This is a genomic window from Paraburkholderia phytofirmans OLGA172 (genome assembly GCF_001634365.1).
Taxonomy (GTDB): Bacteria; Pseudomonadota; Gammaproteobacteria; order Burkholderiales; family Burkholderiaceae; genus Paraburkholderia.
In genome coordinates this window covers 645,383-668,391 of the sequence record NZ_CP014578.1, presented here as the reverse complement: position 1 = coordinate 668,391, position 23,009 = coordinate 645,383, and the positions used below count along the sequence as shown (strand labels likewise).

Annotated in this window: 19 protein-coding genes; 7 read left to right on the top strand and 12 right to left on the bottom strand. The window is 63.0% G+C overall.

Translation table 11 applies throughout. From position 1 onward, the window contains the following. Positions 1-26: 26 nt before the first annotated feature. The 7 genes from tnpC to AYM40_RS02805 all read right to left on the bottom strand — a co-directional run bounded on the left by tnpC (position 27) and on the right by AYM40_RS02805 (position 8,434). Entirely contained in the window at positions 27-1,607 is a 1,581-nt protein-coding gene (tnpC, locus tag AYM40_RS02840) for an IS66 family transposase (protein WP_063494894.1), read from the bottom strand. 31 nt (positions 1,608-1,638) lie between these two features. Further along, the gene (tnpB, locus tag AYM40_RS02835; RefSeq protein ID WP_063494893.1) at positions 1,639-1,992 is read right to left on the bottom strand and encodes an IS66 family insertion sequence element accessory protein TnpB; all 354 of its coding nucleotides are present in this window, start codon (positions 1,990-1,992) and stop codon (positions 1,639-1,641) included. Continuing rightward, positions 1,974-2,483 carry a transposase gene (locus AYM40_RS02830; RefSeq protein ID WP_063494892.1) on the bottom strand — a complete coding sequence of 170 codons (510 nt, stop codon included), beginning with the start codon at positions 2,481-2,483 and terminating at the stop codon, positions 1,974-1,976. The genes tnpB and AYM40_RS02830 overlap by 19 nt, the downstream gene beginning before the upstream one ends. A 1,054-nt stretch (positions 2,484-3,537) precedes the next feature. After that, on the bottom strand, positions 3,538-5,022 hold the full coding sequence (locus AYM40_RS02820; protein WP_063494890.1) for an MFS transporter: 1,485 nt from the start codon (positions 5,020-5,022) through the stop codon (positions 3,538-3,540). Positions 5,023-5,101: 79 nt separating this feature from the next. Continuing rightward, positions 5,102-6,358: a CaiB/BaiF CoA transferase family protein gene (locus tag AYM40_RS02815; RefSeq protein ID WP_063494889.1), complete on the bottom strand. Its 1,257-nt coding sequence runs from the start codon at positions 6,356-6,358 to the stop codon at positions 5,102-5,104. Continuing rightward, positions 6,355-7,332, bottom strand: coding sequence for a hydroxymethylglutaryl-CoA lyase (locus AYM40_RS02810; RefSeq protein WP_063494888.1), 978 nt, complete (start codon positions 7,330-7,332; stop codon positions 6,355-6,357). The genes AYM40_RS02815 and AYM40_RS02810 overlap by 4 nt, the downstream gene beginning before the upstream one ends. A gap of 208 nt (positions 7,333-7,540) precedes the next feature. After that, on the bottom strand, positions 7,541-8,434 hold the full coding sequence (locus AYM40_RS02805; protein ID WP_063494887.1) for a LysR substrate-binding domain-containing protein: 894 nt from the start codon (positions 8,432-8,434) through the stop codon (positions 7,541-7,543). 364 nt (positions 8,435-8,798) lie between these two features. Between AYM40_RS02805 and AYM40_RS02800 the strand changes: the two genes are divergently transcribed. Both AYM40_RS02800 and AYM40_RS02795 read left to right on the top strand, forming a co-directional pair. After that, on the top strand, positions 8,799-9,449 hold the full coding sequence (locus AYM40_RS02800; protein ID WP_063494886.1) for a LysE family translocator: 651 nt from the start codon (positions 8,799-8,801) through the stop codon (positions 9,447-9,449). Positions 9,450-9,638: 189 nt separating this feature from the next. Further along, positions 9,639-10,427, top strand: coding sequence for a sulfite exporter TauE/SafE family protein (locus tag AYM40_RS02795; RefSeq protein WP_063494885.1), 789 nt, complete (start codon positions 9,639-9,641; stop codon positions 10,425-10,427). Positions 10,428-10,439: 12 nt separating this feature from the next. Here the strand turns inward: AYM40_RS02795 and AYM40_RS02790 are convergent, their stop codons facing one another. After that, positions 10,440-10,688: a hypothetical protein gene (locus AYM40_RS02790; protein WP_063494884.1), complete on the bottom strand. Its 249-nt coding sequence runs from the start codon at positions 10,686-10,688 to the stop codon at positions 10,440-10,442. A 198-nt stretch (positions 10,689-10,886) separates the two neighbouring features. After that, positions 10,887-11,240 carry a BON domain-containing protein gene (locus tag AYM40_RS02785; protein ID WP_063494883.1) on the bottom strand — a complete coding sequence of 118 codons (354 nt, stop codon included), beginning with the start codon at positions 11,238-11,240 and terminating at the stop codon, positions 10,887-10,889. Between the two features lie 556 nt (positions 11,241-11,796). On the opposite strand from AYM40_RS02785, the gene AYM40_RS02780 reads away from it, so the two are divergent. The 4 genes from AYM40_RS02780 to AYM40_RS02765 all read left to right on the top strand — a co-directional run bounded on the left by AYM40_RS02780 (position 11,797) and on the right by AYM40_RS02765 (position 16,615). Beyond that, on the top strand, positions 11,797-13,209 hold the full coding sequence (locus tag AYM40_RS02780) for a TAXI family TRAP transporter solute-binding subunit (RefSeq protein ID WP_063494882.1): 1,413 nt from the start codon (positions 11,797-11,799) through the stop codon (positions 13,207-13,209). Between the two features lie 94 nt (positions 13,210-13,303). Continuing rightward, a complete protein-coding gene (locus AYM40_RS02775) occupies positions 13,304-13,948 on the top strand; it encodes a 2-hydroxychromene-2-carboxylate isomerase (protein ID WP_063494881.1) in 645 nt (214 codons plus the stop codon). A 292-nt stretch (positions 13,949-14,240) separates the two neighbouring features. Then, positions 14,241-15,437 carry an IS4 family transposase gene (locus AYM40_RS02770; protein WP_063494880.1) on the top strand — a complete coding sequence of 399 codons (1,197 nt, stop codon included), beginning with the start codon at positions 14,241-14,243 and terminating at the stop codon, positions 15,435-15,437. A gap of 194 nt (positions 15,438-15,631) precedes the next feature. Beyond that, positions 15,632-16,615 (top strand): LysR substrate-binding domain-containing protein, encoded by a 984-nt coding sequence (locus AYM40_RS02765; RefSeq protein ID WP_063494879.1) that lies wholly within the window; start codon positions 15,632-15,634, stop codon positions 16,613-16,615. A gap of 129 nt (positions 16,616-16,744) precedes the next feature. Here the strand turns inward: AYM40_RS02765 and xdhC are convergent, their stop codons facing one another. The 3 genes from xdhC to xdhA form a co-directional block, all read right to left on the bottom strand. Next, positions 16,745-17,311 carry a xanthine dehydrogenase accessory protein XdhC gene (gene xdhC / locus AYM40_RS02760; protein ID WP_063497809.1) on the bottom strand — a complete coding sequence of 189 codons (567 nt, stop codon included), beginning with the start codon at positions 17,309-17,311 and terminating at the stop codon, positions 16,745-16,747. A gap of 150 nt (positions 17,312-17,461) precedes the next feature. After that, positions 17,462-19,828 carry a xanthine dehydrogenase molybdopterin binding subunit gene (xdhB, locus tag AYM40_RS02755; protein ID WP_063494878.1) on the bottom strand — a complete coding sequence of 789 codons (2,367 nt, stop codon included), beginning with the start codon at positions 19,826-19,828 and terminating at the stop codon, positions 17,462-17,464. A 29-nt stretch (positions 19,829-19,857) separates the two neighbouring features. After that, a complete protein-coding gene (gene xdhA, locus AYM40_RS02750; RefSeq protein WP_063494877.1) occupies positions 19,858-21,387 on the bottom strand; it encodes a xanthine dehydrogenase small subunit in 1,530 nt (509 codons plus the stop codon). A 388-nt stretch (positions 21,388-21,775) separates the two neighbouring features. Between xdhA and AYM40_RS02745 the strand changes: the two genes are divergently transcribed. Further along, positions 21,776-22,987, top strand: coding sequence for an MFS transporter (locus tag AYM40_RS02745; RefSeq protein WP_063494876.1), 1,212 nt, complete (start codon positions 21,776-21,778; stop codon positions 22,985-22,987). The last annotated feature ends 22 nt before the right edge of the window (positions 22,988-23,009 follow it).

Sequence of the window (23,009 nt, the reverse complement as noted above, 5' to 3'; positions counted from 1 at the left end):
GTTTGTGAAGTAGATTTGGCGGCGGATCAGCGCAGGGAGAGTGGCATTTTCCAGGGCATCAAGGCGTCGTAATCATCAACGGTCTTTGCCAGGGGGAGCCGTTCAAACAGCCAGGTCAGATAGCGGTACGGATCGATACCATTGGCTTTCGCCGTTTCAACAAGAGAATACAGATTGGCGCTCGCGTTAGCGCCGTCAACGGTATCCGAGAAGAGCCAGCCACGGCGTCCCAGGCAGAAGGGGCGAATGGAATTTTCACAGGCGTTGTTTGAGATTGGCCAGTCACCGTTTTCGATGTAACGAACCAGCTTCGGCCACTGCTCACGCAGATATGTCAGCGCCTTGCCAAGCAGACTCTGCGGCAGCACGCCAGGAGACTGCTTGATCATGAGATCCTTGATGACCTCGAGTACGTGGGCACTATAGCGCTGCCGTAGGCGCAGACGCCGGTCAGCACTCCACGTTTGACTGCGTGCCTCGGCGGCAAACAACTTGCCAAACAGCTTGATGAAGCGTGTTGCGAGCAGATCTGGCGTACGTGCAGCCTTGGGGACGTTTTCTTCTGCTTTGACGAAGTAACGGCGCGCGTGAACAACACAGCCAAGATGCACAAGCTTGTATCGCTCGGCGATACCGTTGTATGGCTCGTAGCCATCTGTCATCAGTACTGCGCCCTCCCGCACACCTGTGAACAACTTGTCGGCCAGTTTCGCACCACGCCCCGGCGTATAGGTAAAGCAACGGATCGGGATTCCCGTGCCCGTCATCTGTGACCACAGATAGCTCTTCGTCTGTGGCTTTCGTCCTTTCTCCTTGAGCACCTGGAAGGTCGTCTCATCGCACAGGATCACCTCGGCATCAAGCAGCGCGTCGCGCATCAGGTTGATCACTGGTTGGGCCGCCAGGCCGACGCGAACCATGCTGGCTGCGATCGTGTTGGATGAGATATCACCGCCGAAGCGACGCAGCAGTCCAGCCTGGCGGTACAGCGGCATACCGAACTGGTATTTGCCGGCCGCGATCCACGCGAGTGCCGATTCGGTCAGTAACCCCCGGAGGATGATGCGCAGCGGCGCCGGCGTGACCTTGATGCCCAGATCACAGCACGGGCAGGCATACTTGACCCGCTGATGCTGGATCACGCGGACCTGTTCCGGAATCACGTCGAGCTGCTCGCTGATTTCAACGCCGAACTCCACCAGCGCATGGCCGTCGTTGCTGCAGAAACGCTCGGCTTCCGGAAGTTCGTGCCGGCGAATCTCACGGGGCAGATTGGGATCAAGCGGCTTGCGGTGACCACGTTTTTTGCGTGTGTGCTCCGCGACCTTCGTCCCGGGAGTCTCTTCCTGGGCAGGTGTCGCATTCGCACCAAGCGCTTCGGCCTCGTTGAACAATCCAAACTGTTCGGAGTCCCGTGCTTCGCTCTTTGCTCCAAACAGATCACGCCGGTAAGCACGCAGCCGTTCCTCGGCCAGGTCGCGCTCCGCAGTCATCAGACGCAGCATGCTGCGGGTTTCTTCATGCGCGCGCTCCAGGGTGGCGTACGCCTCCCGCATGGCGAGTAACGCATTGAGTTCGTCGGCGGAGATCGTGATCTGGGCAGGCATGCCAGGTTAGACCAGCATGCCTGACGCGCGTTCAGCTCACGCGCAGATATTCCCGCCTTGGATGGCGATGGATGGTGGTAATGTCGTCGCCGTCGAGCAGCGCGTGCAGCAGATCGGTTGTCAAGGTCACGACTTCGGTCTTGTTGCCGGGCCAGATGAAGTGCTCTGCCTCAAGTCGCTTCGTCATAAGCCAGAACCCGCTGCCATCCCAGCCGAGGATCTTGATGCGGTCGCGACGCCGGTTCCCGAAGATGTAAAGAGAGGAGTCCATTGGATTGAGTCGCATGGCCTGCTCGACGAGGATCGAGAGACTGTTCATGCCGTAGCGGAAATCAACCGGATCGCGGTGGAGGTAAACTTTCAGGCTTACGTCGAACCGGAACATGGCAGCCTCCCCAGCATCTGTACGACGGTGGTCAACTCATCAATGCTTGCCTTGCCGAGGTCGAACTCAACGCCGTTGGACAGGCGCACGTGTAACGAGAGCGTCATCGCCAACGCTGGTGCCATTGGCAACGGCGCCGGCATGACCGGCACAAAGGCGCCGGGAGGTTGCTCTGTCACCGGGTGCCTCTGCGAATTGACAATCTCAACCGGTACACTGTCGATGACTTGCCCAGCACTCAGTCCATGCGGTTCGTCGGCGCCGCTATCCTGCGGCGCCTGCGTGAGTGCCTTCTCGCGCGCCATCAGGTACTTGGTGATCCACTTGCGCAGCAGATTTGCGTTAAGCCCGTGCTCCTGCGCAACACGGGCAACGGATACGCCGGGCTGCAAGGCTGCCTCGATGAGCGCGCGCTTTCCTTTTTCGTCGTAGCGCCTGCGCCCATCGCGGCTCTGGAACACGACTCTCAACTCAGGATTATTGTCAGCCATAGGTGTCCACCTCAATGTTAGGTGGACACCTATGCTCCTCGCTCAGAGCGTCAGTTGGTAGACGCCGAAGATGGATCGCTTACAATTAACCAATCCCAGTCAGGACGATTGAGCAATGTCCGCCCCGCTTCGGCGGGGCTTTCTTTACGCGAGCGACGAAGGTGCCTCGCCGACAGTCGCTTGTTTGGCTCCGGGGACTATGATGCAAGCCATTGAGATTACTCTTGCATTCGTGGCGCTATGTTTGGACAACTTCTTGGTAAGCGCCTTGCAGAAAACGAGCCCGCAATGGCTCTCAAGAATGCGGACAATATTGCTTGATACGTCATTTGCACTGACTAGCGTTATCGGCGTCTCTTTTGCGAGTCACGCTAACGCATGCAGTTTCGCCTTGCAGTACGGCGGCAAGATGGCACGTCCCGTAACTACGCTTTCAAACGTTGATCGGCTAAAACTAGCGTACCTGCTGGCAACCGTTCGCGATAGTGCCGTCAGGGAGGGGCCAGTTGCTACCTACGGCTTCGCGGACGAGCGCGACCGTGATGCTTCGGTAGTTGCCCGCCGTCGTGCAGAGTCCGTGAGTGGATATCTCCAGAGTCTGGGAGTAGCTCCGTAGCGTATCAACATCGATACCAAGATCTGGCGTGCCACTTCGCCCGTGCCCTTGGGCGAGCGCAATCAGATAGAAGTTGAATTCGAGCCTGCATGCGGGCCGACCGGTTGCGAGAGTCCTTGCGGTGGTACCACGCCATAGGCAACCAGACGAAGGCGCCAAGAAGGCAAAAACCGAAAACCCACCCCTAAACCCCAAAATCAGCGCACACTACTCCACTGCTCCCTTACGGAGCGACAACGCCAACTGGGGGGTCCATCATGGCAAAAGGTCAAGTACGCAGTAACCGCGAAGCGAAGAAACCGAAACAGGAGAAGAAACTAAAACCGGCCACTTCGCCATCCGGCGCGCCGCCGATCCGCGTAGCACCGAGCACATCGGCGACACAAAAGAAGCACTAAGCGAGTAAGCCCGCCCCGCCAGGCGGGCGTCACCCACCCATTACCTCGAAATATCCTCCAACGCGACATCCCGCGTCTTCGGCCCAAGCGTCCCGATGGCCAGCATGACGATCACCATCGCGCCTGAAATAAACACAAACACTCCGTTCACGCCAAAGCGGTTCAAGCATCCCGCAATCACAAACGCGGAAAACATCGCCGAAATCCGGCTCCACGAATAAACAAATCCCACTGCCCTAGCCCGAATACTGGTCGGAAACAGCTCCGCCTGATATGCGTGATAGCTATAGGAAATAATGTTGCCCGCCAGCACCAGGCACACGCCCAAACTCACCAGCAACACCGTCTCCCGCGCCTGGCTGAACAGCAGCCCACACACCACGTTCACCGCCGCCATGCAGATGATCACCGTCTTACGCTCGAAGCGGTCGGCAATCAGCATCCCCAACAACGGTCCAAGCGGCGCTGCAATCGCAATGATGCTCGCGTACATCAAACTCGTCGTGACCGTAATACCCTGCCTGATCAGCAACGTCGGAATCCAGTTCGCGAAGCCGTAATATCCCATCGTCTGGAACACGTGGAAAATGATCAGCATCAGCGTGCGCTTGCGATACGGCGGCACCAGCAGATCGCGAAACGCCGCACGTGCGCGCACCGGTTCAGGTAAGGCCGGCTCCGGCAAAGGCCGTCCATATTCCCGTTCGACGCGCGCTTCGAGTCGCTTCATCACCGCGTCGGCTTCCTCGATGCGGCCTTTCTGTGCAAGCCAGCGTGGGCTCTCCGGCAAACGCAGACGAATCCACCACACCACGATTGCGCCCACTACGCCGGTCAGGACGACCAGACGCCAGCCGTCGAGGCCGAAGTAACGGTGCGGCACCAGCAAATACGATAGAAACGCGACGATCGGTACCGCACAAAAACCGACCGCTTGTGAAAAGGCCGACGCGCGGCCGCGCACATGCTTCGGCACGAGTTCGGAGATGTACGTGCCAATCGTCACAATCTCCACGCCAATGCCGATTCCCGCGATGAAGCGCCAGAGATTGAGCCCGAGCGCCGTGTCCTGGAACGCCATGATGATGTTGGCCGCGGTGTACCACAGCAGCGACCATGTGAAGATCGCACGCCGGCCGAAGCGGTCGGCAAGAAAACCGCATGCCGCCGTACCGATGAACAGCCCCGCGAACAACGCCGCGATGAAACTCGCCACGCCGCTGGTGCCGAACAGACCATGCGTCGTCGCGGTGAGAATGCCGCTGCGCACGAGACCCGGCGCGATATAGCCGGAGAACATCAGGTCGTACAGTTCGAAGAAGAGGCCGAGGCTCAGCAGCATCACCAGGTGCCAGATGGAACGCGTGGCGGGCAAGCGGTCGAGCCGCGCAGAAATGCGCGCGCCCTCCAGCGCGATCTCTTCAGCGCGGCCACCCGCGGATGCGCCGGTGCCTGAGGGCAAACCACCCAGCGCGCCGGCATCGCCGACCGCTGTCGCATACACCGCTTGATTCGACGATTTCATCGTCTGTCTCCATGAGTTCCGGTCTGACGCCGGATGAGATTGATTGACTACGTTTGACGCATCGAACTCACCGCTCCGCTCACGCAGCGTCTCGCGGCGCCTGCGCCACGCCGCCACCCAGCGCCACAATCTGCGCGTCGTCATAACCCAACCCACGCAGCACGTCGGCGGTGTGCTCGCCGATCTTTGCGATCGGCTGGCGCGGTTGCAAACGCGCGCCATCCATCGAAATCGGCAGCAAGGGCATCGCGGTTTCGCTTCCGTCATCGAGCGTCAGTCGCGCAAGGCCGCCGCTCTCATTCAGATGCGGATCGTCGAACAGGTCTTCGGGTTTCGTGATCGACGCGAACGGAATGTGATCGCGCTCAAACAACGGCACGAGCGCCGCGCCTTCGAAGCCACTCAAGGTTTCGCCAAGCGTCTTCAGCAACCATTCGCGCGCCAGTACGCGGTCGTTGTTGGTCGCGAGGCGCGGATCGGCCAGCAGGTCGGCACGGCCGAGAATCGCGCACAGCGCGCGCCACTGGCCGTCGCCGGTCGCGGCGATAAACATCTGCTCGTCGTTGGCCAGCCTGAACACGTCGTAGACGGCCCATGCGCTGATGCGCTCGGGCATCGGCGCAGCGGGCACGCCGGTCGCGGCGAACTGCTGCATGTGTTGCGCCGAAAGCAGCACGCAGTTTTCGAACAGCGCGCTCTGCACTTCCTTGCCGCGTCCGCTCGCATGCCGTTCGTGCAAGGCGGCAAGCACGCCGATCGCGCCGAACATGCCCCCCATGATGTCGTTGACCGAACTGCCCGCACGCAGCGGACGGCCTACCGGTCCGGTCATGTAGGCGAGGCCGGCCATCATCTGCACGACTTCGTCCAGAGCGAGACGGTGTTCGTACGGACCGTTCAGAAAGCCTTTGTGCGAGACGTAGATCAGCCTGGGATTGCGTTCGCGCAGCGACGCGTAATCGAGGCCCAGGCTCGCCATGCGGCCCGGTTTGAAGTTCTCGACGAATACGTCCGCGGTATCGACCAGCTTGTGCAGCGCGGCCAGTCCCGCTTGGCTATCGAGGTCGAGCGCGACACTCTTCTTGTTGCGATTGAAGGTGCGAAAAAAACCCGCACCGGTGCCGAGCAAACGACGTGTACCATCGCCGCGCGGCGGCTCGACCTTGATGACTTCGGCGCCGAGGTCGCCAAGGATCATCCCGCAGGTCGGCCCCATCACCATATGCGACAACTCGACCACGCGAATGCCCGCAAGCGGCAACGCGCCCTGCGGTTCCGTCGAAGAAGCAGGTGCGGAAGAAGCAGAAGAGGCAGACGTAGAAGCAACTGGGGTCATTGCAGCACCTGTGATTCGGAAGGTTCAAAACATTGAGCAGCGGTACTGAACTGTTTCGGCAAACCGGCGCGCGCCAGATAGCCGTACAGCGGCTCGCCGGGCAGCGCGTCGGCGAGGACGTCGCGCGACGCGATGAGTCTGGCGAGGTCGATGCCGGTGTCGTAACCCATGCTGTCGAGCATGAACACGAGGTCTTCGGTGTTCACGTTGCCGGTCGCGCCCGGCGCATGCGGACAGCCGCCGATACCGGCCAGCGACGCGTCGAATTCGCGGATGCCGTGCTGCAGCGCGATCAGCGTATTCGCGAGGCCCAGGCCGCGCGTGTCGTGGAAATGCAGCGAGCGCAGCTTGCTTCCCGCGACCTCTCGCACCAGTTCGATGATTTCGCCGACCTGGCGCGGCGTCGCTTCACCGGTGGTGTCGCCGAGTGCGATGACATCGGCGCCCGCCTGCAACGCGGCGCGTGCAGTCGCGGCGATATCGGCGTAAGGCACCGCGCCTTGCAGCGTGCAGCCGAACACGGTCGACAATCCGGCGATCAATTCCACGCGCCGCGCGTTCGCGCTAGCCGTGCTATCGATCAGCTCGCGCATCGCGGCAAATGACTCGATCATCTCGACGGGCGTCTTGCGAACATTGGCAAGGCTATGCGCCGTGCTCACCGAAATCGGCGCGACGATCCGATGCACGCCGGACTCGAGCGCACGTTGCGCGCCTTTCAGGTTCGGCACCAACGCCGTCACGATTAAATCGTCGTAGCTGAGCGCGTGGGCGATCACTTCCTCGGCGTCGGCCATTTGCGGCAGCAGCTTCGCCGGCACGAACGACGCGACTTCCATATGGCGCACGCCGGCGGCGTACGCAGCGTCGATCCAGCGCCGTTTGAACTCGGTGGGCATCGTGCGGACGATGCTTTGCAGGCCGTCGCGCATGCCGACTTCGGTCACGACGACGCGCGTCTGGGTGTCACTCATGATCTGGAATCCCGTTCTTGAATCTTGCGTGGCGTGCAGGGAATGAAGCAACTGAGTGACAGCGTGCCCGCCCGCGGCCCCACGGCAAAGTCTGCGTTGACGACGCACTCCATCGCCGCTCGCGATGGCGGCGCAGGCAAGCGGGACGGGCGTGCGCCGCCGCCGAGGGAAAACCCTTAAGGGCTTTTCAGAGGGGGCCGGGCTGCGCTCAGACCGAGCGCAACAGATGGTCGAGTAAATGCGACGCCGTCAGCGTCAGCGCATTGCGGTCGCGCATGCAGATCACGAAACGCCGCTCTGCCCACGCTTCGCGCAACGGCACGGCGACGATGCCGTATTCATCGGCGGCATGCCTGGGCAGCGCCTCGCCCGGCAGGATCGCGACGGCAAGACCCGTCTGGATAAAACGATAGGCGGCGTCGAAGGTCGATACATAGGTTCGATAGTTGAGTTCGCGGCCTTTTTCCACCGCGATACGCTGCATCAGCGCGTTCACCGACGCGTTCGAGGCAAGCCCGAGATGATCGAACGCGAGGGATTGCTCAAAGCCAATCGCGGCCTCGCCGGCCAGCGGATGATCGCGCGGCACGATCAGCGCGAGATGATCGGAGCGATATTGCAGCACATCGAGACTGCCCATCGGCACCACATCGCGGCAGATGCCGAGATCGGCCACCCCCTCTTCCAGACCGCGCACGATCTCGGTGCTGACGCGCTCTTCGACATCGATACGAATCTGCGGATTGGCCTTCAGAAACCCCGACAGCGCCTCGGGCAGAAACTCGACCATCGACGACACATTCGCCAGCACCCGTACATGGCCGCGTGCGCCGGCCGCGTATTCGCTGAGTTCCGCCTGCAACCGTTCGTGGCCGCGCATGATGTGCCGCGCGTGCTTGAGCAGCGCCTCGCCGGCGGCGGTCGCGCGCACGCCGCGCTGGCTGCGCGAGAGCAGCGCGACGTCGACCAGCGCCTCGAGATCGGCGAGCCGCTTGCTGACCGCGGATGGCGCGATGAACTCGCGTTCAGCCGCTCGCGCGATCGTGCCTTCCTCGCAGACGGCGATGAACAAGCGCAGCGTCACCTGATCGATTTGCCACATGAACGGGCCTGCTCCGGGTGTTTGAAGTGTGAAAATTATGCCCGAGGAAGGCGGCAGCCAAGTCCATCCCAGGGTATCCATGGCCGGCGCGCCGGTTGGCGTCGTCGATTGCGCGCCGGGTTGCGAGCGCTGATCGTGTGTCAAACTGCGCAGGTTGACGCGGGGCGGGTGCGCGAGGGTCGATCGTGTCCAGAATGACGTAGCGTGATGCGGGGCGGGTTCGCGCTGCTTGATCCCCGCAGCCTTGCTCGGGATTTTCGGTCTGGCTATGCTTGGAGGCGCGCCGGCCTGCCCCCTGCCCGTACACGAGAAGCGCAACGCGCGCGACTAACCATTCAGCAGAACAACGCATAAAGGCTTTCCCATGTCCACCGCCAGTCTCTTCGCCACCTCCGCGGGTGTCGGCCTCGCGATTGCCGCGCCGGTCGGCCCGATGGGCATGCTCTGCATTCGCCGCACGCTGACGGGCGGCCCGCGCGCGGGGCTCGCAATCGGTTTCGGCATTGCGACCGGCGATGCGGTTTACGGTCTGATCGCGGCACTCGGCCTTGTCGGCATTTCGCAGTTCATGCTCGCCTATGACCGGCCCTTGCATCTGCTTGCCGGTCTGTTCCTGCTTTATCTCGGCGTGCGTGCCTTGCTGCAAAAAGCGCCCGCCGATGCGGCCAACAACGGGAATGGCAGCAGCGACGGCAAGCTCGCGCCGGTGGGCCGCGCCGGTGCGCTGCGCGCATACGCGAGTTCGTTGTTGCTCACGCTGACCAATCCGCAAACCGTCATCATGTTCGCCGCGCTGTTCACGACGCTCGCACCGCGTGGGGCGTTTTCATCGAGCATCGCGCTCACGACGGTAGGCGGCGTGTTTTGCGGTTCGATCGCGTGGTGGTGTTTTCTCGTGACGGCAGTGTCGCTCGCGCGTCATGCGATCGGCAGCAAGCTGCGCGTGGCGATCGACCGGATCGTCGGATTCACGCTGGCGGCCTTCGGCATGGTCGAGATTCGCCGCGCGCTTTGAGTGAGGTTTGTCGGCGCAGCGGGACCCGTCGCAGCGCATCATACGCAAGCGCGGCAGTTTTGCGACAATAGCGGCTTTCGCCGTGCCGCCGCGGGCCCGTCGCCGACATTCGCCAACGCTCGAAGGCCGGCGCGCGCCGGCCTTGCCACCTAACCTGTCCAACCCACCCGACCCTCAGCGGTCTGCTCAATGGCTCTTCCCCACATCGATCTGCTGTACTCCGTCTCCGGCCTGTTCGTGGGCTTTCTGGTCGGACTGACGGGCGTCGGCGGCGGCTCGCTGATGACGCCGATCCTGGTTCTGCTGTTCCACGTGCATCCGGCCACCGCGGTCGGCACCGATCTGCTGTACGCAGCCGCCACCAAGGCGACCGGCACACTGGTGCACGGCCTGAAAGGCTCCGTCGACTGGCAGATCACCCTGCGCCTCGCGGCCGGCAGCGTACCGGCTGCAACCGTCACCTTGATCCTGCTGCATCGTTACGGCATGGACACGCCGGGCACGAGCCGGCTGATCCAGATCGTGCTCGGCGTCGCGCTGCTGGTGACGGCCGTGGCGCTGATCTTCCGCCCGCAACTCGCGGCGCTCGGCGCGCGCCGTCAGCGCGCCCCCAGGCAAGGCCGTACGCTCGGGCTCACCATGCTGACCGGCGCGGTGCTGGGCGTGCTGGTTTCGCTGACCTCGGTGGGTGCAGGCGCCATCGGCGTGACAGTGTTGCTGTTGCTGTATCCGTTGCTGCCGACCACGCGCATCGTCGGCTCCGATATCGCGCATGCGGTGCCGCTCACGCTGCTGGCGGGCGCGGGGCATTGGCTGCTGGGTTCGGTCGACTGGTCGATGCTGCTGTCGCTGCTGGTGGGGTCGTTGCCGGGTATCGCGATCGGCAGTTATCTGTCGTCGCGCGCGCCGGACGCGCTGCTGCGCAACGTGCTCGCCGCTACGCTCACGCTGGTCGGCGTGCGCCTCGTGCTGGCCTGAAGCAAGCCGCCTCTATTTGAAAAACCGGCAGGTCAGATCGCTCTCGAACTGCCTGACCCATTGGCCGTGATGGTCGTGATAGGACTGCGCCCAGCCACCGCGCCGAACCGTGACGAGGCGCTCGTGCGCGGCATCGCCCGGATCCGGGCAGGCGCTGATGTCGAAATGCGATGGCGCAAATCCGTGCCGCGCGCACACCAGTTCGAAAGCCGCCCGATCGCCGATCGGCAGATCGGTATAGCGCAAAGGCGTGTTTTCCATGGTGTTGGCTCCGGTTCCCATCGCATCACAGTACGCTTCACGACGCGTCCATTGTGTGTCACAGCGCACAAACTGGCCGTTGCGGTGCGGGCGTTCAGCCCGGAGCGGGTCTAAGCCAAAATCGCCGCTTCAAAAATCACTGGTACGCAAGCCGCTCGCGCGAGGCCGCTTATCGCGGCCTCGCGCGTTGCAGCCGTCTTACTCCTGAACCACGGTCAGCTTGTTCGACACCGACGTCACGCCGGCGACGCCCTTGGCCACTTCGCCGGCAGCGTCGATCTGGCTTTGCTCAGGCACCGAGCCCGTCAGGGTCACCGCGCCGCCACGGGCACGCACGGCGATGTTCGAGACGTCGATGCCTTGCGCCTTGGCGAGCGCGCCGCGCACCTTGCGACCCAGTTGGCTATTGGCCTTCTTGCTGGCCTTAGCGCTTGCAGCCGGCGTTGCGGTCGTGCCCGTCGCCGTTGCATCGCTTGCCTGAGCGTACACGTTGCACGCCACCACCATCGCCACGACCGAGCCCAGCGTTTTCAGAAAACCGACCGATTTCATAGTTTCTTCTCTCCTTAGCTACACATTGGACCGCATGTAAAAGCGGCTTCGTTACGACTACGGGCGGCCATGCTTTTCAGGCGCGGCAAGGCGCGGCTCAGCGACGGCCGACTATGGCTGCAACACGGTGTGCGAGAGGCGGGAGAGGCCGGCCGCCGTAAGCCGCATGCGATGCCACGCATGCCATGCGGTACGAGTGCCGGCAAGCCGCGAAGTCCGCCGGCGCGCCCGGTTCTTGTCTGTCGTGCCGGGTCACGCCGCGCGAAACGTCTGTTCGCGGCAGCGATCGACAATTTAATCGAGCCGCGCCGGAAGCGCAAAGGATTTAGCCATACCTCGGGGTGCCCGCCGGTTGCCATGGGCACATGGATCAGCTTTTATTCATGCGCCGCCGCGCGATTCTCAGGTACCATCGGCGCGACGTGCGCTGCCACGCGGCTCGTGCGTCCCAGGCGTCGGCGCCGCGTCCGGCATGGCGCGAGCGCCTCGCCCCGGTTCGCGCGCCGCAGAGCGCCGCCACCCCGTTCACTTTCGACCGTAGCCGTCACGTCACCTGATGAAGCCAGCCACCGGCCGCAAACGCCCTCCCCGTCTCGTCGCCCGTTTCGTGGCGATCTCCTGGCGCGATCTGGCGGTCTCGTTCGGGCCGATCCTGCTGATCGCCGCCGCGGCGATCTGGGTCGCCGTGCGCCTGATCCAGCCCGCCCCGCCCAGTACGCTGACGATGAGCGCCGGCCCCGAAGGCAGCACCTTCTGGAACGCGGCGCAGAAGTACAAGACGATTCTGGCGCGCAACCGCATCACCTTGAACGTGTTGTCCTCCGAAGGCTCGCTGCAGAATCTCAAGCGGCTTTCGGACCCGAATTCGAACGTCGACGTCGCCTTCGTGCAAGACGGCGTTGCCCCCGGGCCGGCAAGCGAAGGGCTGATGTCGCTCGGCAGCGTGGCCTATGTACCGCTAGCGATCTTCTATCACGGGCCGACGGTCGCGCGGCTCTCCGAATTCAAGGGCTTGCGCCTCGCGGTCGGCGCCGAGGGCAGCGGCACGCGCGAACTGGCGCTCGCGCTGCTCAAGGCGAACGGCATCGTGCCGGGCGGCCCGACCAAACTGCTGCCGCTCTCGGGCGACGACGCTGCCCAGGCACTCGTCGCCGGCAAAGTCGACGCGGCTTTTCTGGCCGGCGATTCGGCGCAACCGGCGGTGATGGGTAAGCTCTATCGCACGCCGAATGTGCAGTTCTACGACTTCACCCAAGCCGATGCGTACACCCGCCGCTTTCCGTATCTGAAGCAGCTCGAAATGCCGATGGGCGCGTTCGACCTCGGCAAGAACCTGCCGTCCGCGCCGATTCATATGGTGGCGCCGACCGCCGAACTGGTGGCGCGCGATTCGCTGCATCCCGCACTTTCCGATCTGCTGATCGAAGCGGCGCGCGAAGTCCAGGGTAAGCCGAGCATCATGCAGCGCGCCGGTGAATTCCCCGCGCCGCTCGCCCACGATTTCCCGATCAGCGACGACGCCGCCCGTTACTACAAGTCAGGCAAGAGCTTCCTCTACCGGATCCTGCCGTTCTGGCTCGCGAGTCTCGCGGACCGGCTGCTGGTGGTCGTGGTGCCGCTGATCGTGCTGCTGATTCCGGCGCTGCGCCTCGTGCCGTCGCTGTACGCGTGGCGGGTGAAATCGCGCATCTACCGCTGGTACGGTGCGCTGATCGCGATCGAGCGAAGCGCGCTCAGCGAACACTCGGCCGCCGAACGCAACTCGCTGATCGAGCGGCTGGATGCGATTGAAGAATCGGTGAACGGTCTGAAAATGCCGCTCGCCTATGCGGATCAGTTCTATGTGCTGCGCGAGCATATCGGCTTCGTGCGCGAGCGGCTCGCCCATAGCCGCGAGGCTCAGCGCGACGCAGCGGGCGAACCTGGCGACGGACCCGTGCCGGCCGGCGCCGGACCGGAACCATATTGACCGGTGCAAGCGGCGGCTGCACCGCGTAAGATCATTAAAATTCCGACGATCCGGCAGACAGCCCCGTTCGGAACAGGCAATCCGGGAGACATTTATGACCATTGGCATCGACGCCAGACAACCACTGTGGTTTTACGATTTTGTCTCGCCGTTCACGTACCTGCTGCTCGAGCAACACGACAAATGGCCGGGCTTCGACTTCGCGTTCACGCCGGTCGTGCTGAACGAGTTGTATAGCCACTGGGGCCAGCGCCCCGCTTACAACGTGCCCTCGAAGCGTACCTTCACGTATCGCCACGCGCTGTTTCGCGCGGAGCAACTCGGCATTCCGTTCAAGATGCCGCCAGCCCATCCGTTCGACTCGATGAAGCCGCTCCTGCTCGCCACCGCGGCGAAGGGCGACATCAGCTTCGTTCGCGAGATTTTCCGTTTCATCTGGCGCGAAGGTCGCGATCCGTCGAGCGTTGCAGCGTTCGCCGAACTGTGCGAGCGCGTCGGTATGCCGGACGGCCCGGCACTCATCACGACCGAAGAGGTGAAAGCGCAATTGCAGCGCAATACCGCGGATGCGATCGGTCTTGGCGTCTACGGCGTGCCAACCTTCCGTCTGAACAATCAATTATTCTGGGGCGAAGACGCGTTGCCCATGGTGCTGTACTGCGCACGCACGCCGAACTGGCTCGATTCGAAGGAGGTGAAGCGGATCAGTTCGCTGCCCTCGGGTCTTGCGGACGATTAAGCGAAGCGAAACCGTAATATTCGTGCCAACGGGCGCGTGGTGTCAGACGTGATTGCGTCAAAAAGGCCATCCTGATGCCGGCCATACCGCGCCCGCTATGCCACCACACCGCAAACGGGCCTAAGGTTATAACCTTTGCGCCCCGCTCTCGCGATCTGGCTCGCGGGCGGCTCCGTATAGCGCTTCATCCGGGCCTGACCTGCTTGCATCGACTCGCCTAAACCCAATACTGTTAACAAAGTCGAATTTGTGTTAACTTTCAAGCGCCTGCAACGACAAGAAGAGCTTGAAGATGGCAAGAACGGAAGCAACGCTGCCCGGTGGTGCGAGGCTCGCGGACTATCTGGCGGTGGGGTATCTGGCGCTGAACTGCTCGCTGGGCGAGGTCAAGGAGGCGCTCGTGAAATGCGGCGTGCATACGCGGCTACGCCGCGATATGCCGCGGGAAGTGCTGGTGTATTTCGTGATGGCGATGTGCCTGTATCCGCGCGTGGCCTATGAGGAAGTGTTTCGGCTGGTGATCGAGGGGCTGCGGCGCATCTACGGCGACCAGGTACGCGATGTGCAGGTCAGCAAGGCGGCGATCTCGCAGGGGCGCGCACGCCTGGGCTGGCAGGTGATGCGCGAGCTGTTCGCCCGGCAGGCAGCGCAACGCCCACGAACTGCAGGCGACGACTATGCGGGCTACCGGGTCATGAGCGTGGACGGCTCGACGCTGGATGTGCCTGATGAGAAGGTCAATGCGGAGGCGTTCGGTTATGCGCAGGGCGGACGCGGTGAGGCCGCGTATCCGCAGATTCGCTTTGTAGCGCTGGCCGAATGTGCAACGCACGCGCTGTGTGAGGTCCAGATGGGCGGGGTATGCGATGACAGCGAACAGGCGCTCACACGCCAGCTGTTTCCGGCATTCTCGGACGACATGCTGGTGCTGGCCGATCGCCTGTTCTATGGCTATGACATGTGGCGCGACGCGGTGGCCACCGGAGCGAAGCTACTGTGGCGCGTGAAGTCGAATTTGCGGCTGCCGTGCGAAGTGCCGCTGGCAGACGGTTCGTACCTGAGCACCGTCTATGCCAGCGACACCGACCGGCGACACCAGCGCAACGGCATGCGGGTGCGGGTCATCGAGTATCGCCTGGAAGGCGTGCCTGATGCCGAGCCGCAGTATCGCCTGATCACCAATCTGCTGGACGCAGCGGTAGCGCCTGCCATAGAACTCGCGGCGCTGTACCACCGGCGCTGGAAAATAGAAGAGATGTTTGACGAGATCAAGACACATCTGTGCGATGGCAAGAAGGTGCTGCGCAGCAAGACGCCTGATCTGGTCCGTCAGGAGTTCTATGCGTTAATGCTTACCCACGCGGCGATCCGTCGCCTGATGTACGAGGCGGCACAGGACAGCGGACAGCGACCCGAAGACTTATCGTTCGTTCATGCCGTGCGCGTGCTGAACCGACGCCTGCCCGAGGCGGCGGCCGTTCCCCCCTGAGCAGTGGCAAAGTTGGAGGCTCAGCTTGCTGCGGGAAATCGCCAGCGGGCGCGCGGTGCAAAGCCGCGGCAAGCGCAATCCCCGCGGCGTGAAGCGAAAGATGTCGAATTTCCGGATCCGGCGACGATGGGAGCCGTTGAATCAGCGAATAGCGCCCAAAGTGGTTATCAAGTGAACAGTATTGCGCCTAAACCATGGACGACGACTCCGCCGCCTCCCTCGATATCTGGCTCGTGCGCGTGCTGCGCACGCTGCTGGTCGAGCGCAGCGTCACACAAACCGCACTGCGTCTGAATCAGACCCAACCCGCCATCAGCACCGCGCTGCGCAAACTGCGCGAGACGCTGAACGACCCGATTCTCGTGCGCGGCAAGTCGGGCATGGTGCCGACCGAATACGGCGAATCCTTGCTGGCCTCGGCGCAGCGTGTGCTGCGTGAGGTCGATTTCGTGGCAACGCCGCACGGCGACTTCGATCCCGGCCGCTCGCGCCGCACCTTCCGCGTGGCCGCGCCGGACTATCTGAACGATTTTTTCATGCCCACCGTGATCGCGCAGTTTCGCGAGGCGGCGCCGCATGCGCGTCTGGAGATCGATTCGCTGAGCCCGATGCTCGACCATTCCGCCGCACTCGATGCGGGCGAACTCGATCTGGTGATCGGCAACTGGCCGAAGCCCGATCCGCGTTTCGGACGCAGCGACCTGTTCTCCGATACGGTGGTGTGCCTGATGCGCGCCGATCATCCGCTGACACGCGCGCCGCTCACGCGCGAAGCTTATCTCGCCGCGCCGCATCTTGCGCCGACGCCCTACAGCGGCGCGCGCGGCGGCGCCGTCGACATCGGCTTTGCACGGGCTCGCGCCGACCGGCGCATCGTCGCTACGCTGCCCTATTTCGGCCTCGTGCCGCAAACGCTGCTGCAGTCGGATCTGATCTTCACGACGACCCGCCGGTTCGCGATGCACTATGCAAGCATCCTGCCGCTCGCGGTGGTCGACGTGCCGATTCCGTTTCCACGCATCAAGTGTTATCAGTTGTGGCATCCGCAGCCGGACCGGCCAAGCGATGTCGGCTGGCTGCGCACGTTGATGTCGCACGTGTCGGATGAACTGGTCGCGCAAAAGGTGCGGCGTGCGAAACGGCCGCCGAAAAAGGTAACGTCAGCCGCAGCGGACTGACGTTCTGGTTTGAAGGTTGAGACGTGGGTGCTATAAGCCGAATGCTTTACGTGACGCGTTTCACGCTCAGCGCTTGACGTTGCGAGCCTTACGTTGAACGCCTTACGCGAGGCAACTCGCTTCGTCCGCTCACACGCTCGCACAAAGCTTCTGCGTCACCGCCTGCACCGCGGCCTCGCGCGTACGAATCTGCAGCAACTCGGCACACACGGCGACCGCGATTGCCGCAGGCGCTTTATCGACTATGCCGGCGACGCCGATCGGACAGGTCATCTCCACCAGCCGATCCAGATCCACCCCACGGCCCAGCAAACGACGCTCGAATTTCACGCGCTTCGTTTTAGACCCGATCATGCCGAAGTAGGTGAAATCGCGCCGCCGCATGATGCGCGCGGCGAGCGAAAAATCGAGCGCGTGGTTATGCGTCATCACGAGGAAATACGCGCCGGGCGGCGCCGTGTCGACGATCGCATCGGGCGTGTCGGTCGCTTCGACCTGCACGTTGGCCGGCGTTTCGTCGGGGAACAGTTCGTCGCGCTCATCGACCCACTGGACGACACACGGCAAGCTGCCGAGCAGCGTAACGAGCGCATGGCCGACGTGCCCCGCGCCGAACAGCACGATGTGCATCGGCGCCGGACGCGGCGCTTCCACGGCGCTGCGCCGGCCGATCTGAACGGATGAAAAGTCGTTCATGGCGATCAATCCAGTTAGTTTCGATAATTGCACGATTGCCCCGGCTGAGCAGTTTCATGACGTTTATGGCAGCGCTGGCGGCCCTGACAGTCCCGGCAGTCACGGCGTGGCCCCAGGGCCGCGCCGCCCCGCGCACGGCACGAGGCGCGCTTACTGCCGCGCCGCCACAGTCGCCGCCCGCACCGCGCCGACCGCCTTCAAGATTTCCTCGCTGGTCGCGGGCGCGTTCAGCGGCGGATTGACCTTGTGGTCTCCCACGGCCGACACCGCATCGCGCACGGCAAAGAACACCGAGAACGGCAGCAGCAGCGGCGGCTCGCCGGTCGCCTTCGAACGATGGATGCTGTCCTCCGCATTGCGATTCTTGAACAGACGCACACGGAAATCGGGCGGCGTATCGTTGACGGTCGGGATCTTGTAGGTGGACGGCGCATGCGTCATCAGCTTGCCGCCGGCGTTCCACCACAGTTCTTCGGTCGTGAGCCAGCCCATGCCCTGGATGAACGCGCCTTCCACCTGGCCGACGTCGAGGGCCGGATTCAGCGACGCGCCCACGTCATGCAACGCGTCTGCGCGCAGCACGCGCATTTCGCCGGTCAGCGTATCGATCACCACTTCCGACACGGCCGCGCCGTACGAGTAGTAGTAGAACGGCCGGCCTTGCAGCTTCGATTGATCCCAGTAGAGCTTCGGCGTGGCGTAGAAGCCGTCCGACCAGAGCTGGACACGCGCGATATAGGCCTTCGCGATCACTTCTTCGAACGGCACGATCACCTCGCCGACCACCACGCGGTCGTGCACGAAACGCACTTCCGAGGCCGCCACCTGCCCTGCGCCGAAACGCTCGGCGGCAAAGGCCGACAGACGTTCGCGCAATTGGCGCGCGGCATCTTGCGCCGCCTTGCCGTTCAGGTCCGAACCGGTCGACGCAGCGGTCGCCGACGTATTGGCGATCTTGCTCGTATCGGTCGCCGTGACGCGGATGCGGTTAAAGCCGATGCCCAGTTCATGCGCGACGACCTGCGCGACCTTGGTGTTCAAACCCTGGCCCATTTCGGTGCCGCCGTGGTTCACCAGCACCGAACCGTCGGTGTAGATGTGCACCAGCGCGCCGGCCTGATTGAAGTGGGTCACGTTGAACGCAATGCCGAACTTGACCGGCGTGAGCGCCAGGCCCTTCTTCAGCACTTCGTTGTTCGCGTTGAACTCGTTGATTGCCGCACGGCGCGCACGGTATTCGCTGGTCGCTTCGAGTTCGTCGATCAGTTCGTGAATCACGTTGTCTTCGACCACCTGACCATACGGCGTCTGGTTGCGCTCGGTCTTGCCGTACAGATTGCGGCGGCGCACGTCGAGCGAATCCTCGCCCACCGACCGCGCGACGTTGTCCATGATGTACTCGATCGCGAACGCGCCTTGCGGACCGCCGAAGCCGCGAAACGCAGTGTTCGATTGCGTGTTGGTCTTGCCGCAGAAGCCGTCGATCGTTACGTCGGACAACCAGTACGCGTTGTCGAAGTGGCACAGCGCACGCGTCATCACCGGACCGGACAGGTCGGCGGAGAAGCCGCAACGCGAGGTCATGTCGACCGTGACACCGTCGATCACGCCCTTGTCGTCGTAGCCCACTTCATACGTATAGTGGAAATCATGGCGTTTGCCGGTGACCATCATGTCATCGTCGCGGTCCGGACGCAGTTTCACCGGGCACAACAGTTTCCATGCGGCCAGCGCCGCGCAGCACGCGAACAGACCCGATTGCGATTCCTTGCCGCCGAAACCGCCGCCCATGCGGCGGCATTCGATCAGCACATTGTGCGACGCCACACCCAACGCATGCGCGACCATGTGCTGCATTTCGGTCGGGTGCTGCGTCGAACAGTAGACGTGCATGCCGTCGTCGTCCTTCGGCACCGCGTAGGAAATCTGGCCTTCCAGATAGAACTGCTCCTGGCCGCCGAGCAGCATCTCGCCGGCTTCGCGACGCGCCGCACGGGCGATCTTCGTATCGGCCTCGCCGCGCGCGAGCTTCATCGGCGGCAGGACGTGCTGGTTCGCGGCGCGGGCCTGTTGCGCGGTAAGGATCGCGGGCAACTCTTCGTAGACCACGTCGGCGCGGCGCGCTGCGAGCCGGGCGATTTCATGCGAGGTCGCGACCACGATGAACATCGGCTGGCCGACGTATTGCACGACTCCGTCGGCGAGAATCGGATCGTCGCCGTGGATGATCGGGCCGACGTCGTTGACGCCGGGGATATCGCCCGCGGTGAAGATCGCGACCACGCCGGGCGTGGCGCGCACTTTGTCGAGCGACATCGAGACGATCTTCGCGTGCGCTTTCGACGACAGGCCGAGCGCGGCGTGCAGCGTGCCGGCGAGCGTCGGAATGTCGTCGGTGTAGGTGGCGCGACCGCTCACGTGCAAATGAGCGGACTCGTGCGGACGCGAGATGTGGACCTGGGTAAAGTCGTCGAGATCCTGAAGGTCTTTCAGGAACGGTTCGGCATGCTGATTCATTCTGGTGTTCTCCGTATCCTTGTGGCTTCTCAGGCGCTCGCGCCGGCCGGGGCGCAGGCAGCGGCAACTGCACGAACATCCAGCGCGCTCTTCGGCAGCGGATTGTTCGGACGTGTTTCGAGCCAGAAGCGGTACAACGTGTTCTTCGCCGCTTCAAGGCGGTAGTTGCTGGTCGCGCGCATGTCGCTAAGCGGCGCGTAGTCGTTGCCGAGCGCGAGCATCGCGGCCTGCGCGGTGGCTTCGTGCCATTCGGCGTCGCGCAGCACGGCTTCGGCGTGCGTCGCGCGCTTCGAGGTGGCGGCCATGCCGCCGAACGCAATGCGCGGCTCGCGGATCAAGTTGCCGTCGGCGATAAAGGAAAACGCCGCGCACACGGCCGAGATGTCCGAGTCGAACCGCTTCGACAGTTTGTAGGTACGGAACTGCAGGTTCTGGCGCGCGCCGGTGCGGGTCGGCACCTTGAGTCCGACGACGAACTCATGCTCCGCCATGTCCTTCTTCTGATACGCGAGGTACAGATCCTCGAGCGGCATGTCGCGTTCGATCTCGCCGCCGCGCACGATCACATGCGCGCCGAGCGCGATCAGGCCGGGCATCGAATCGCCGATCGGCGAGCCGTTGGCGATGTTCCCGCCGAGCGTGCCGGCATTGCGGATCGGCAGCGACGCGAAGCGTTGCCACATTTCGGTGAGTTCCGGATATTGCTTCGCGATTTCCGCGTACGCCTTTTCGACGGTCACGCCCGCGCCGATCTCGATCCAGTTGTCATTGGTTTCGAGCTTTTGCAACTCGGCGATCTGGCCGACGTAGACGATGTTGCCGAGCTCGCGCATCTGCTTGGTTACCCACAAGCCGATGTCCGTGCTGCCGGCGAGGATGCGGGCGGCCGGTTCGGCCTGCTTGATTTTCGCGAGCGCATTGACAGTGCGCGGCGCATCGAACTGCTGGCCGGCGTGCCGGTAGTGGAACGTGTCCTTGCGCTCAAGCGTGGCGAGCGTTTTCGACAGCGCTTCGACATTGACCGGCGCTTTCGGCGCGGGAGCTTCGAACATGCGCACGGCCGCGTCGACGATCGGACGATAGCCGGTGCAGCGGCACAGATTGCCGGTCAGCGCGTTGCTGATGTCGTCACGCGACGGCACGGTCTTGTTCGCGCAGCTATGTTCGTGGCCGTGTTTTTCGTACAGCGACCACATCGACATCACGAATCCCGGCGTGCAGAAGCCGCACTGCGAACCGTGGCACTCGACCATCGCCTCCTGCACCGGATGCAGCGAGCCGTCCGGCTGACGCAGGTCTTCGACAGTGAAAAGCGCTTTGCCGTCCAAGGTCGGCACGAACTGGATGCAGGCGTTCACCGCCTTGAAGTCGACGCCGCCCGCCTCGTTGCGCTCGCCGATCACGACCGTGCAGGCGCCGCAGTCGCCTTCGGCGCACCCTTCCTTGGTGCCGGTGCAATGCGCGTCCTCGCGCAAATACTGCAGGACGGTGCGGGTGACGGGCGCATCCTTGATCTCACGGATCGCGTTGCGGTGGTAAAAGCGAATCGGCTCAGTCATGTCTCGTTACTCTCAATGTTCTGTGTCCGTTGGGACGTGCTGCGATGATGGTTCGAAAACTATCACCGTCAATAAATACAACCCATAGCGGAGATCGCATGCGGGACATATTCGTGAAACGATATAGAGATGGGTTTGCCAGTCGATTAGCTTATGTTGACGTGGCCGTTTGGCGGCATTTTCGTGAAAATTGTTGAATTTTGGACACTATCGACCAGGCCTCTTGATCCGCCGCGGATGAAAAGGCCGCTCGCGCAGGGTGAGAACGAACCACTATAGGGCTCCGGCACCATTTTTTAGGCGCCGAAATTATTAAGCAAATCCTGCAGGGGAATCGGTTCCATGGGAAAATCACGCCTTCCCGCCGTTTTCAAGTCTCGTTTTCCCCATGTCCACCGACTCAGCGACACCTCGCAGCGAATTTGCGACGACTATCCAGATCATTCCGGTCGTCTTTTTCACATTTCTTTGCTACCTGACGATCGGAATTCCGCTGGCGGTGCTGCCTGGCTACGTCCACGACGACCTGGGTTACAGCGCGATCCTGGCCGGTGCGGCGATCAGCGTGCAGTACCTGGCGACGCTGGCATCGCGGCCGCTCGCCGGCCGTTCGGCCGACACGTTGGGGCCGAAGCGGACGGTGTCGATTGGTTTGCTGGGTTGCGGCGCGAGCGGGATTTTGCTGTTGCTGGCTGTGTTATGCGGGCGCTGGCCGGTGTTGAGCCTGGGATTGCTGGTGTGCAGCCGTCTCGTACTCGGTTTCGGCGAGAGCCTGTGCGGCACCGGCGCGATTTTGTGGGGCATCGGCCGGGTGGGCACGAGCCACAATGCCCGGGTGATTTCGTGGAACGGCATCGCGACTTACGGCGCGCTTGCGATTGGCGCGCCGCTCGGTGTCGCGATTGCGCACTCGATCGGGTTCGCCGCGTTGGGCATTCTGGTGATTCTGCTGGCGGCGCTCGGTTTTTATCTGGCACGGCCCATCGCGCCGGTACCGATCGTGCATGGCGAGCGGATGTCGTACCGGAGCGTGCTCACGCGGGTACTGCCGCATGGGATCGGGTTGGCACTGGGCTCGGCCGGCTTTGGGTCGATTGCGACGTTCATCACGCTGTTTTATGCCGCGCGGCACTGGCCCAATGCGGCTTTGTCGTTGACTGTGTTCGGCACGCTGTTCATTGGCGCGCGCCTGTTGTTCGCCAACACGATCAAGGCCTACGGTGGGTTCCGGGTCGCGATTGCTTCGTTTTCGTTTGAATGCGCCGGACTGTTGATGTTGTGGCTGGCGCCTGAGCCGCATATCGCCCTTGCGGGGGCGGCCTTGACCGGGTTTGGGTTTGCTTTGGTGTTCCCTGCTCTCGGCGTGGAAGCGGTTGGGCTCGTGCCGCCCGCTAGCCGCGGCGCGGCTTTGTCGGCTTATTCGGTGTTTCTCGATCTCTCGCTGGGGATTACCGGGCCATTGGCCGGCTATATCGCTGGGGAGTTCGGATATGCACAGGTGTTTCTGTTTGCAGCAGTGGCTTCAGCAATGGCGGTCGTGCTGTCGGCGGTGATGTATCTGCGGTATTCGCGGGCGCCCAATGCGCCTGCGGCGACCTGATTTTTCGCGTCTGCTTGAACAC

Bases quoted from the DNA above. Each gene is read 5' to 3' on its own strand.
- tnpC (WP_063494894.1), bottom strand. From the start codon at position 1,607: ATGCCTGCCCAGATCACGATCTCCGCCGACGAACTCAATGCGTTACTC.
- tnpB (WP_063494893.1), bottom strand. From the start codon at position 1,992: ATGTTCCGGTTCGACGTAAGCCTGAAAGTTTACCTCCACCGCGATCCG.
- AYM40_RS02830 (WP_063494892.1), bottom strand. From the start codon at position 2,483: ATGGCTGACAATAATCCTGAGTTGAGAGTCGTGTTCCAGAGCCGCGAT.
- AYM40_RS02820 (WP_063494890.1), bottom strand. From the start codon at position 5,022: ATGAAATCGTCGAATCAAGCGGTGTATGCGACAGCGGTCGGCGATGCC.
- AYM40_RS02815 (WP_063494889.1), bottom strand. From the start codon at position 6,358: ATGACCCCAGTTGCTTCTACGTCTGCCTCTTCTGCTTCTTCCGCACCT.
- AYM40_RS02810 (WP_063494888.1), bottom strand. From the start codon at position 7,332: ATGAGTGACACCCAGACGCGCGTCGTCGTGACCGAAGTCGGCATGCGC.
- AYM40_RS02805 (WP_063494887.1), bottom strand. From the start codon at position 8,434: ATGTGGCAAATCGATCAGGTGACGCTGCGCTTGTTCATCGCCGTCTGC.
- AYM40_RS02800 (WP_063494886.1), top strand. From the start codon at position 8,799: ATGTCCACCGCCAGTCTCTTCGCCACCTCCGCGGGTGTCGGCCTCGCG.
- AYM40_RS02795 (WP_063494885.1), top strand. From the start codon at position 9,639: ATGGCTCTTCCCCACATCGATCTGCTGTACTCCGTCTCCGGCCTGTTC.
- AYM40_RS02790 (WP_063494884.1), bottom strand. From the start codon at position 10,688: ATGGAAAACACGCCTTTGCGCTATACCGATCTGCCGATCGGCGATCGG.
- AYM40_RS02785 (WP_063494883.1), bottom strand. From the start codon at position 11,240: ATGAAATCGGTCGGTTTTCTGAAAACGCTGGGCTCGGTCGTGGCGATG.
- AYM40_RS02780 (WP_063494882.1), top strand. From the start codon at position 11,797: ATGAAGCCAGCCACCGGCCGCAAACGCCCTCCCCGTCTCGTCGCCCGT.
- AYM40_RS02775 (WP_063494881.1), top strand. From the start codon at position 13,304: ATGACCATTGGCATCGACGCCAGACAACCACTGTGGTTTTACGATTTT.
- AYM40_RS02770 (WP_063494880.1), top strand. From the start codon at position 14,241: ATGGCAAGAACGGAAGCAACGCTGCCCGGTGGTGCGAGGCTCGCGGAC.
- AYM40_RS02765 (WP_063494879.1), top strand. From the start codon at position 15,632: ATGGACGACGACTCCGCCGCCTCCCTCGATATCTGGCTCGTGCGCGTG.
- xdhC (WP_063497809.1), bottom strand. From the start codon at position 17,311: ATGAACGACTTTTCATCCGTTCAGATCGGCCGGCGCAGCGCCGTGGAA.
- xdhB (WP_063494878.1), bottom strand. From the start codon at position 19,828: ATGAATCAGCATGCCGAACCGTTCCTGAAAGACCTTCAGGATCTCGAC.
- xdhA (WP_063494877.1), bottom strand. From the start codon at position 21,387: ATGACTGAGCCGATTCGCTTTTACCACCGCAACGCGATCCGTGAGATC.
- AYM40_RS02745 (WP_063494876.1), top strand. From the start codon at position 21,776: ATGTCCACCGACTCAGCGACACCTCGCAGCGAATTTGCGACGACTATC.